Consider the following 8,105-nt stretch of genomic DNA (forward strand, 5'->3'; position numbering starts at 1 on the left):
TGCATCTGCTCAAACTCCTTGAGCATGCGGTTGACGTCTTGCACCTGAACGCCTGCGCCTGCAGCAATGCGGCGCTTGCGGGTGGCTTTGATCAGCTCGGGCTTGCTGCGCTCTTTGGGCGTCATGCTGTGGATGATGCCTTGCTTGCGGCCAATGTCTTTTTCGACCTTGTTCATGTCCATCGCGCCGGCCTTGGCGGTCATTTGGCTGGGCAACTTGTCCATCAGGCTCGACAAGCCGCCCATTTGCTTCATCTGCTGGATCTGGGCCAAAAAGTCGTTCAAATCGAAACTGCCACCGCTCTTGACCTTGGCGGCCAGCTTTTGCGCGGCCTCCATGTCCACACCCGCCGTGACCTGCTCAACCAGGGCCACGATGTCGCCCATGCCCAGCACCCGCCCGGCGTGGCGTTCGGCATCAAACACTTCCAGACCGTCGATTTTTTCACTCGTACCCGCAAACTTGATGGGCACACCCGTGATCTGGCGCACCGACAGGGCAGCACCGCCGCGTGAATCACCGTCGAGTTTGGTCAGCACAATGCCCGTCAAAGGCAAGGCATCACTGAAAGCCTTGGCGGTGTTGGCCGCGTCCTGGCCCTGCATGGCATCGACCACGAACAGGGTTTCAACCGGCTTCAACTCGGCATGCAAGGCCTTGATCTCGGCCATTAGGGCTTCGTCGATCGCCAGACGACCGGCGGTGTCCACCAGCAACACGTCAAAAAAGTGTTTGCGGGCGTAGTCAATCGCGGCGCGGGCGATGTCGATCGGCTTTTGGTCGGGCGAACTGGGGAACCATTCGGCACCGGCCTGAGCGGTGACGGTTTTGAGCTGCTCAATCGCAGCGGGGCGGTACACGTCACCCGAAACCGTCAGCACTTTCTTTTTGCGCTTTTCGATCAGGTGCTTGGCCAGCTTGGCGGTGGTGGTAGTTTTACCGGCACCTTGCAGACCGGCCATCAAAATCACGGCAGGCGGCTGCGCAGCCAGGTTGATGTCGGACACGCCCTCGCCCATGGTGGCGGCCAATTCGCGGTTGACCACACCCACCAAGGCCTGGCCGGGCTTGAGCGAGCCCATGACCTCTTGGCCCAGGGCTTTTTCTTTCACCCGGGCAATGAAATCGCGCACCACCGGCAAGGCCACGTCGGCTTCGAGCAAGGCCATGCGCACCTCGCGCAGCATGTCGGCCACGTTCGATTCGGTGATGCGGGCCTGTCCGCTGAGGGTCTTGACGAGGCGTGAGAGTTTGTCGGTCAGGGCGGAGGCCATGGGGGAATCCAGAAAAAACCGGTCAAGCGTGTTGGCGAAGCCACAGCGGCAGCGCCTGAAAGGCTAAACTCGGACACATGATTTTAGCGACTGCGCCTTTGTGGACGCTGCCTTTCTCGGCATTGGCAGCCCTGATCTATGCCTTGCCCGCTCTGGTGCCCCAGCGCCTGAGTGATGTGAACGCCCGCCGCTTGCTCTTGCTGGCTTGGGTTTTGCACGCCATCAGCTTGCTGGTGCTGCTGATGGGTCCGGTGCGATTTGGTTTTGCCCCAGCGCTGTCGGTCACCGCCTGGCTATTGGTGACCGCCTATGTGATCGAAACCCAGTTTTTCCCCAAGCTCAAGGCTCGCTGGGCCATGGCCGGCTTGGGCGCTGTCGCCGTAGGCTTGGCCTGGCTCTTTCCGGGCACACCGCTGACCGCCCAAGCTTCGGCCTGGTTGCCCTTGCACTGGGCGCTGGGTTTGTCTGCTTACGGCATGTTCGCCGCCGCAGTGGTGCACGCTTGGCTCATGACACGCACAGAACACGACATTCGCCTGGCCCACGAAGGCAGCAGCGGCCTGCCGCTGTTGACGCTTGAGCGCCTGACCTTTCGCTTTGTGACCGCCGGATTCGTACTCCTGACGGCCACCTTGGTCGCTGGCACCCTGTTTGGCGAAGCCTTGTATGGCCAAAGCCACGCCCCTTGGCACTGGGACCACAAGCGGGTCTTTGCAGTCCTCTCCTGGATCACCTTTGCCACTTTGTTGGTCGGCCGCCGCCAATGGGGTTGGCGAGGTCGCCGTGCTGTGCGGGTGCTCTACATCGGTGCGGGCTTGCTGCTTTTGTCTTATGCAGGTTCGCGCTTTGTCATGGAAGTCTTGATTGGACGGGCTGGATGAAATACCTGATTTGGCTCTTGGTGATTTTGCTGGCGATCTGGGCCTTCAAGCGCAGCCGCCGCGAAAACACCCCCGCACAGAAAAAACCATCACCCCCGGCCAGCCCCTCGAACATGGTGACCTGCACACAATGCGGCGTTCACCTGCCCCAAGACGAGGCCGTCACCGGCGCCAAGGGTTTGTATTGCAGCACCGAACACCGCGCCGCTGCCCAAGACAGCAACCCGGCCTAAGCCCCTTGGCAGACCGGCCTGCCACCCATTGGCCTGCGCAGGCCCCCTCGGCAGCCTGTGCACACGCCCCAACGTTGAACAGCACCACATGACCGCCCGAACCGCTGAACCTGATCACCTTTGGCAACAAGGCTGGTACACACCGGCCCAAAGACTGGACTCCCCCAACTTTGGGCCCAGACCTGAAGGCGCATGCATCGATTTGCTGGTCATCCACTCCATCAGCCTGCCCCCTGGCCAATACGGCGGCGAAGCTGTGCAAGCGCTGTTCACCAACCAGTTGGACTGGGATGCTCACCCTTACTTTTCAGAAATCCGGGGCTTGCAGGTGTCCTCCCACTTTTACATTGAGCGTGACGGCAGCCTGTGGCAATTCGTCAGCGCCGACCAACGGGCTTGGCACGCCGGTCAATCCGAATACCGGGGCCGCACCAATTGCAACGACGACTCGATCGGCATCGAACTGGAAGGGCTGGAGGGCGACCTGTTTGAGAACGCCCAATACGCGCAACTGATCCGGCTTTGCCAGAGTTTGCAGCAGCGCTACCCGATTGCCCATGTGGCGGGCCACGAGCACATCGCACCCGGCAGAAAACAGGACCCTGGGCCCGGGTTCGACTGGGATCGCCTCAAATTGAGTCTGGATTTCTAGAACCCGTCGCCAACTGAACACTTCGAACACCAAAAATAAAAAATATTTTTTATTTGTTTTTTTTATTTTTATGTTGTTTTTGGCAGATAGCCCAGAAACCGACACAACTCAGCCGACGCAAACACGGGCATTTCGGCCACAAAACTCCCTGCAAGTCCCATCCATCTTGACATTGATCTTGAAAAGCCAGTGTTCATTGCAGTTTCGGACACGTTTTTCAGAGTCTGAAAACACGCCCCACGTGCCATCAACCAGGCAAAGAAACGGGCAACGCCCCATGGACCCGATACACTACCTGTAGTGGCTTGTCATGACCTCGTACACCAGATATAGTGTCCGTTACAAATTCTCACAAATACCCCTGACGGCATCACAAGCACGTTTTATCGCATCAACCTGGACCCTCAATTAAAAGATGACCATGCAAACAGACCTGACCATCACCCACACGTCTACCGGCTTGATGAGCCTGCCTGAACTTGAAAATACAGGCTCCCCGGTCATGAACGCCTTGAACCATTACCAAATCATTCGCCGCAACGGCGGCGTAGTGCCGTTTGAGCCCAACAAAATCGCTGTGGCGATGATGAAAGCCTTCTTGGCCGTGCATGGCACCCAAGGCGCAGCGTCTGCCAGCGTGCGCGAAGTGGTCGAGGAATTGACCCAAAACGTGGTGCGCGCCCTGATGCGCTCACGCCCCGGTGGCGGCACTTTCCACATCGAAGACGTGCAAGACCAAGTCGAACTGGGCTTGATGCGCAGCAGCAACCACGAAGTGGCCCGCGCCTATGTGCTGTACCGCGAGCGTCGCACCCAAGAGCGCTCACAACAATCCCAAGCCATGGCCAGTGCACCCCAAGAGCCCGCCTTGCACGTCATCGACCAAGGCAAGCGTGTCGCCTTGGACATGGATTACCTCAAAACCCTGATGGTCAACGCCTGTGCAGGCCTGGGCAAAGATGTCAGCCCTGAACCTATCGTGGCCGAAACCATGCGCAACCTGTATGACGGCGTGCCCATGGAAGAGGTGTACAAGGCCTCCATCCTCGCGTCACGCACGCTGATTGAAAAAGACCCGGACTACACCTACGTCACCGCTCGCCTGTTGATGCACACCATCGCCAAGGAAATCCTGGGCAAGGAAGTGGCGCAAGACCAAATGGCCGAGGAGTACATCAACTACTTCCCCCAGTTCATCAAAAAGGGCATCGACAACGATCTGCTGGATGCCAAACTGGCACAGTTTGACCTGAGCAAGTTGGCGCAAGCGCTCAAGCCCGAGCGCGATCTGCAGTTCGATTACCTGGGCCTGCAGACCCTGTATGACCGTTACTTACTGCATGTGCGCAAGCAACGCATCGAAATGCCTCAGGCCTTCTTCATGCGTGTGGCCATGGGTCTTTCCGTCAACGAAATAGACCGCGAAGCCCGTGCCATCGAGTTCTACGAGATCCTGTCCTCGTTTGACTTCATGTCGTCCACCCCCACTTTGTTCAACAGCGGCACTTTGCGTCCACAGTTGTCCAGCTGCTACCTGACCACCGTGCCCGACGATCTGGACGGCATTTACGAATCCATCAAAGAAAACGCCTTGCTGTCCAAGTTTGCTGGCGGTCTGGGCAACGACTGGACCCGTGTGCGGGCCATGGGCTCGCACATCAAGGGCACCAACGGTGAATCCCAAGGCGTGGTGCCCTTCCTCAAAGTGGTGAACGACACCGCTGTCGCCGTGAACCAAGGCGGCAAGCGCAAAGGCGCGGTCTGCACTTATTTGGAAACTTGGCACTTGGACATCGAGGAATTCCTGGAACTGCGCAAGAACACCGGCGATGACCGCCGGCGCACCCATGACATGAACACCGCCAACTGGATTCCCGACCTGTTCATGCGCCGCGTCATGGAAAAAGGCGACTGGACATTGTTCTCGCCCTCAGACTGCCCCGACCTGCACGACAAATTTGGTGCCGACTTCGAAAAGGCCTACACCGCCTACGAAGCCAAAGCAGAACGCGGCGAGATCAAGCCCAGCAAAAAATTGCCTGCCAATGACCTGTGGCGCAAGATGCTGTCAATGCTGTTTGAAACCGGCCACCCTTGGATCACGTTCAAGGACGCCTGCAACGTCCGTTCACCCCAGCAACATGCGGGTGTGGTGCACTCCTCTAACCTGTGCACCGAGATCACGCTCAACACCAGCGACACCGAAACCGCCGTCTGCAACCTGGGCTCGGTCAACCTGTCGCGCCACCTCAAAGACAGCGCCAGCGGCAAAGTCCTGGACCATGACAAGCTGAAAAAGACCATTTCCACGGCCATGCGCATGTTGGACAACGTGATCGACATCAACTACTACGCGGTCAAAAAAGCCCGCGACTCCAACATTCGCCACCGTCCTGTGGGTCTGGGCCTGATGGCTTTCCAAGACTCGCTCTACGAAATGCGCATCGCTTACGCGTCTCAAGCGGCCGTGGAGTTTGCCGACCAATCGATGGAAGCGATTTGCTATTACGCTTACTGGGCTTCCACCGAACTGGCCAAAGAACGTGGCCAGTACTCCAGCTACAAGGGCTCTTTGTGGGACCAAGGCATCTTGCCTTTGGACACCATCGATTTGCTGGCCCGTGAGCGTGGCGGTTATGTCGAAGTCGACCGCTCGGCCACCTTGGACTGGGATGCCCTGCGCCAGAAAATCAAGGCAGACGGCATGCGCAACTCCAATTGCGTGGCCATTGCCCCGACCGCCACGATCTCCAACATCATTGGCGTGGATGCATCCATTGAGCCTTGCTTTGGCAACCTGTCGGTCAAGTCCAACCTGTCTGGTGAATTCACCGTCATCAATGGCTACTTGGTGCGAGACTTGAAGCGCCTGGGCCTGTGGGACGATGTCATGGTCATGGACTTGAAACACTTTGACGGTTCGCTGCGCCCCATTGACCGCGTGCCCCAAGACATCAAAGCTTTGTACGCCACAGCCTTTGAAGTTGAAACCACCTGGTTGGTTGAAGCGGCTGCACGCCGTCAAAAGTGGATCGACCAAGCGCAATCGCTCAACATCTACATGGCCGGTGCATCGGGCAAGAAACTCGACGACACCTACAAGCTCGCCTGGTTGCGTGGCCTGAAAACCACCTACTACCTGCGCACATCCAGCGCCACTCAGGTCGAGAAGTCCACCGTGAATGCAGGCTCCCACAACGCTGTGTCTTCATCGGGTGCACCCAATGGCGGCATGAATGCCATCGAAGCGGCCGCTGCTGCGGCGCAAGCCCAAATGAGTGCCACTCCAGCCACGGACATCAAGTTCTGCGCCATCGACGATCCCGGCTGCGAAGCTTGCCAGTGATTTCACTTGTATCGAACAGCGCCCATCGGCGCGCCGTTCGATGCTATTGAACAACACTTCCGACACAGCGCGTCGCATAAAGCGAATCACTGCTTTGCAATTTGTAGGCATGCTTTCATAATTTGAGAACTGGAATTTTTATGCTCTCCTGGGACAATCAAACGACACCTGCATTGCAACCTGCAATGCCTTCTCCATCTGGCGCTGCGGCGTCTGCGGCATCGGCGTCTTCAACGTCCAATCCAGCCGCTGCACCGCGCCGCATGAATGCCGCAGACAAGCGCATCATCAACGGCCAAACCGACGTCAACCAGTTGGTGCCCTTCAAATACAAATGGGCTTGGGAAAAATACCTGGCCACTTGCGCCAACCACTGGATGCCGCAAGAAGTGAACATGAACCGCGACATCGCTTTGTGGAAAGACCCGAACGGTCTGACCGAAGACGAGCGTCGCATGGTCAAACGCAACCTCGGCTTCTTCGTCACGGCCGACTCGCTGGCCGCCAACAACATCACTTTGGGCACCTACCGCCACATCACCGCCCCTGAATGCCGCCAGTTCTTGTTGCGCCAGGCTTTTGAAGAAGCCATCCACACCCACGCTTACCAATACATCACTGAGTCATTGGGATTGGACGAGAGTGAGATTTTCAACGCTTACAACGAAGTCAAATCGATCCGCGACAAAGACGAGTTTCTGATCCCGTTCATCAACGTGATCATGGACCCCCATTTCAAGACGGGCACACCAGAAAACGACCAGACCCTGCTCAAGTCGCTGATCGTGTTCGCTTGCCTGATGGAAGGTCTGTTCTTCTACGTCGGCTTCACCCAAATTCTGGCCTTGGGCCGTCAGAACAAGATGACCGGTGCTGCCGAGCAATACCAGTACATCCTGCGTGACGAGTCCATGCACTGCAACTTTGGCATTGACCTGATCAACACCATCAAACTTGAAAACCCACAACTGTGGACTGCCGAGTTCAAGGCTGAAATCAAGGACTTGTTCCTCAAGGCCGTGGAGTTGGAATACCGCTACGCTGAAGACACCATGCCACGCGGGGTGCTGGGCATGAACGCTTCTATGTTCAAAGGCTATTTGCGTTACATTGCCAACCGCCGTGCCACCCAAATCGGACTGGAAGCCCTTTTCCCCAACGAAGAGAACCCATTCCCCTGGATGAGTGAGATGATCGACCTGAAAAAAGAACGTAACTTCTTTGAAACCCGGGTCATCGAATACCAAACTGGCGGGGCTTTGTCCTGGGACTGATCCTCTGACGCCCATCAAAATGAATCCCCTCTTCAAACCACACGCCACAATCTCTCCGGATTTTGGGCGTTGTGGTTTTTCTGCGTTCATGGTGTTGGGGGTTCCCTCAGCACCATGGATCGCTTTGTGCAATCCAACAAGCACCAAGCGTTCCCTTTCCGTTGAGTTCTCAACTTGATCAAGGAGAAAATCATGGCAACTGCAAAAAAAGCAGCAGCAAAAAAAGCTGCTCCAGTGAAAAAGGCCGCACCGGCCAAGAAAGCGGCTCCAGCTAAAAAAGTAGCTGCAGCCAAGAAACCAGCCGCTAAAAAAGCAGCACCCGCTAAGAAAGCCGCTCCTGCCAAAAAAGCAGTCGCAGCCAAAAAGCCAGCTGCCAAAAAAGTAGCCGCCAAAAAAGCAGCACCCGCTAAGAAAGCCGCTCCTGCCAAAAAAGCAGTCGCAGCCA

At 57.1% G+C, this 8,105-nt stretch carries 7 protein-coding genes; 6 read left to right on the top strand and 1 reads right to left on the bottom strand.

The genetic code is table 11. The features are described from left to right. On the bottom strand, positions 1 to 1,274 hold a 1,274-nt coding region (ffh, locus tag Q0341_RS04040), incomplete at its 3' end, for a signal recognition particle protein (protein WP_299510766.1). Positions 1,275 to 1,351: 77 nt separating this feature from the next. Here ffh and ccsA point away from each other — a divergent pair. The 6 genes from ccsA to Q0341_RS04070 form a co-directional block, all read left to right on the top strand. Next, positions 1,352 to 2,155, top strand: a complete 804-nt coding sequence (ccsA, locus tag Q0341_RS04045) for a cytochrome c biogenesis protein CcsA (protein ID WP_299510767.1) — start codon at positions 1,352 to 1,354, stop codon at positions 2,153 to 2,155. Continuing rightward, positions 2,152 to 2,388 (top strand): PP0621 family protein, encoded by a 237-nt coding sequence (locus tag Q0341_RS04050; RefSeq protein WP_299510768.1) that lies wholly within the window; start codon positions 2,152 to 2,154, stop codon positions 2,386 to 2,388. The genes ccsA and Q0341_RS04050 overlap by 4 nt, the downstream gene beginning before the upstream one ends. 88 nt (positions 2,389 to 2,476) lie before the next feature. Continuing rightward, the gene (gene ampD / locus Q0341_RS04055; protein WP_299510769.1) at positions 2,477 to 3,040 is read left to right on the top strand and encodes a 1,6-anhydro-N-acetylmuramyl-L-alanine amidase AmpD; all 564 of its coding nucleotides are present in this window, start codon (positions 2,477 to 2,479) and stop codon (positions 3,038 to 3,040) included. Positions 3,041 to 3,503: 463 nt separating this feature from the next. Next, positions 3,504 to 6,386: a ribonucleoside-diphosphate reductase subunit alpha gene (locus tag Q0341_RS04060; RefSeq protein WP_299510773.1), complete on the top strand. Its 2,883-nt coding sequence runs from the start codon at positions 3,504 to 3,506 to the stop codon at positions 6,384 to 6,386. A 140-nt stretch (positions 6,387 to 6,526) separates the two neighbouring features. Then, positions 6,527 to 7,660: a ribonucleotide-diphosphate reductase subunit beta gene (locus tag Q0341_RS04065; protein ID WP_299510771.1), complete on the top strand. Its 1,134-nt coding sequence runs from the start codon at positions 6,527 to 6,529 to the stop codon at positions 7,658 to 7,660. A 174-nt stretch (positions 7,661 to 7,834) separates the two neighbouring features. Continuing rightward, positions 7,835 to 8,105 (top strand): hypothetical protein (locus Q0341_RS04070; RefSeq protein ID WP_299510772.1); only part of this gene is annotated, 271 nt, incomplete at its 3' end.

This window comes from uncultured Limnohabitans sp. (assembly GCF_937889215.1).
In the GTDB taxonomy this organism is placed as follows: Bacteria; Pseudomonadota; Gammaproteobacteria; order Burkholderiales; family Burkholderiaceae_C; genus Limnohabitans_A.

Coding starts and splice junctions, on each gene's coding strand:
- Q0341_RS04065 (WP_299510771.1), top strand. CDS start 6,527: ATGCTCTCCTGGGACAATCAAACGACACCTGCATTGCAACCTGCAATG.
- Q0341_RS04060 (WP_299510773.1), top strand. CDS start 3,504: ATGAGCCTGCCTGAACTTGAAAATACAGGCTCCCCGGTCATGAACGCC.
- ampD (WP_299510769.1), top strand. CDS start 2,477: ATGACCGCCCGAACCGCTGAACCTGATCACCTTTGGCAACAAGGCTGG.
- Q0341_RS04050 (WP_299510768.1), top strand. CDS start 2,152: ATGAAATACCTGATTTGGCTCTTGGTGATTTTGCTGGCGATCTGGGCC.
- ccsA (WP_299510767.1), top strand. CDS start 1,352: ATGATTTTAGCGACTGCGCCTTTGTGGACGCTGCCTTTCTCGGCATTG.